At 55.5% G+C, this 2,386-nt stretch carries 3 protein-coding genes; all 3 read left to right on the top strand.

Annotated features, from left to right (window positions below):
- Positions 1 to 61 precede the first annotated feature (61 nt).
- Positions 62 to 676 carry an acyltransferase gene (locus tag ACOSYY_RS17910; protein ID WP_526023346.1) on the top strand — a complete coding sequence of 205 codons (615 nt, stop codon included), beginning with the start codon at positions 62 to 64 and terminating at the stop codon, positions 674 to 676.
- Between the two features lie 77 nt (positions 677 to 753).
- The gene (locus ACOSYY_RS17905; RefSeq protein WP_421664195.1) at positions 754 to 1,914 is read left to right on the top strand and encodes a DegT/DnrJ/EryC1/StrS family aminotransferase; all 1,161 of its coding nucleotides are present in this window, start codon (positions 754 to 756) and stop codon (positions 1,912 to 1,914) included.
- A gap of 43 nt (positions 1,915 to 1,957) precedes the next feature.
- On the top strand, positions 1,958 to 2,386 hold a 429-nt coding region (locus ACOSYY_RS17900), incomplete at its 3' end, for a glycosyltransferase family 2 protein (RefSeq protein ID WP_421664194.1).

The raw sequence follows: 2,386 nt of genomic DNA, 5'->3' as shown, positions 1-2,386 counted from the left end.
GGGAGCCAATCCTCACGCGGCCAAGGAAAGGAAGGCGTATTTCGTTCACGAGTCCGCGTTCGTGGACGAGCCGTGCCGGATAGGCGCCGGGACGAAGATCTGGCATGGAGCGCATGTGATGAAGGGGGCGGAGATCGGCGAACGATGTAACTTGGGTCAAAACGTCTGCATCGGCAACGATGTCAAGATCGGCAGCAACGTCAAGATTCAGAACAACGTGTCGGTATACACCGGAACGGAGATCGAAGACGATGTGTTCCTCGGCCCTTCATGTGTGCTGACGAACATCACCAATCCCCGGTCTCAAGTCGTGCGGCATGCCCTCTATGAGAAGACCATCATTAAACGCGGCGCCACCATCGGCGCCAATGCCACCATTGTCTGCGGGGTCACGATCGGGCGCTATGCATTCATCGCAGCGGGTGCTGTGGTGGCAAAAGATGTTCCGGATTATGCTCTGATGGTGGGCATGCCGGCGAGGCAACAAGGCTGGATGAGCCGACATGGTATCAGGCTCCCGCCACCTGATAAGGAAGGGATCATGGTATGCCCGGAAAGCAAGTTTCGCTACAAGGAGGTCAGCAAAGGGTTTCTCAAGTGTGTGGATCTCGACGAAGAGGAGCCGTTGCCGGCAGAGATGGCGGTGGGGAAAGTCACGTATGATCAGTTGAAGTAGTAGGAGCGCTGCAGCATGGCATCGAGGCCCTAAGACACGAAAACGACGAACAATCCGATCGTCCAAGGAGACTGAACATGGAGTTTATCGACCTGAAAAAGCAGTATGGGCGTATTAAGCCCCGCATTCAACAGCGGATCAATGCAGTGTTGGACCACGGCAAGTTTATCATGGGACCGGAGGTCGCAGAACTGGAGAAACAGCTTGCCCTTTTTGTCGGGAGCAAGCATTGCGTGTCCTGCGCCAACGGTACAGACGCCCTCCTTCTTAGTTTGCTGGCACATGAGGTCGGGCCGGGGGACGCAGTATTTACCACGCCATTTACTTTTATCGCGACTGCCGAAGTGATCTGCCTCCTGGGGGCGACTCCGGTTTTTGTCGACGTCGATTCTGATACGTACAATATCGATCCTACAAAGCTTGAGGAAGCGATCGTCGATGCGAGGAAGGGAATGGTTCGCGGTGCAACCGTTGCGAAGCCCCTCAACCCCAGAGGCATCATTCCGGTCGATTTGTTCGGCCTGCCGGCTGACTATGACCGTATCAATGGCATCGCCAAACAGCACGGATTGTTTGTGCTGGAAGATGCGGCTCAAAGCCTGGGAGGGAGTTATAAGGGAAAACGGGTCGGTAATCTTGCAGACATCACGGCGACCAGCTTTTTCCCGGCCAAGCCCCTCGGGGGCTATGGCGATGGGGGTGCGGTGTTTACGAATAATGATGTGATGGCAGATCGTCTGCGCTCGCTGAGAGAGCACGGGAAAGGTTCGCATAAGTATGACAACGTGCGCATCGGCATCAATGGACGGTTGGATACGTTGCAGGCTGCCATTCTGTTGCCGAAGTTGGAGGTGTTCGAGAGTGAGATCAAGGCACGGCAAGACGTAGCGGAGCGCTATTCATCCGCGTTCAAGGCGCTTATGCTTATGAAGGTGCCGCATGTTCCGGATGGCTTGCTGTCAGCGTGGGCACAATACTCATTGGTTGTGGAGAAGCGCGACCGGTACCTTTCCAAGCTCAAGGAGCTCGGGATTCCAACCGCCGTCTACTATCCAAGACCGTTGCATCTGCAGACGGCGTTCGCGCACCTGGGATACCAGGCCGGCGACTGTCCAATAGCAGAGCACTTGTCGGATCGTATCTTCAGCCTTCCAATGCATCCGTACCTGGAGATCGAAGATCAAGACAGGATCATTGAGGCGGTCAGAAAAGCGCACGGAGAAGCCACGGCAGAATAGAATGCCGAGTCTACCGCGCGAGTGCGTAGAGAATCTCTGCGACATGAACCCGCAAGAGACAGCCGGGGCAGCACCACACATTAGTGTATGTATTTGTACGCTTAAGCGACCGGCGCTGCTGAGGCGGTTACTCGAAGCGTTGGTCAAGCAGGACACCGGCGGCGTGTTTTCCTTCTCAATCGTGGTCGTCGACAATGATGAAGCGGAATCGGCGAGAGCCATCGTCGAAGAATGCAGGGCTCTCTCACAAGTGCGAATAACCTATTGCACAGAGCCCAGACGAAACATCGCATTGGCACGAAACAAGGCTATTCAAAACGCGAAGGGCGACTTCATTGCCTTCATCGATGACGACGAATTTCCGGGGAATGGATGGCTCGGGCATCTGTTTGCAACGTGCCGGAAGTATCGGGCCTCGGGCGTTCTGGGACCGGTAAAGCCATTTTTCCCCCAGCCACCGCCTGAGTGGTTG

Source organism: Nitrospira sp. BLG_2, assembly GCF_049222245.1.
This window is presented reverse-complemented; position numbering and strand designations above follow the sequence as displayed.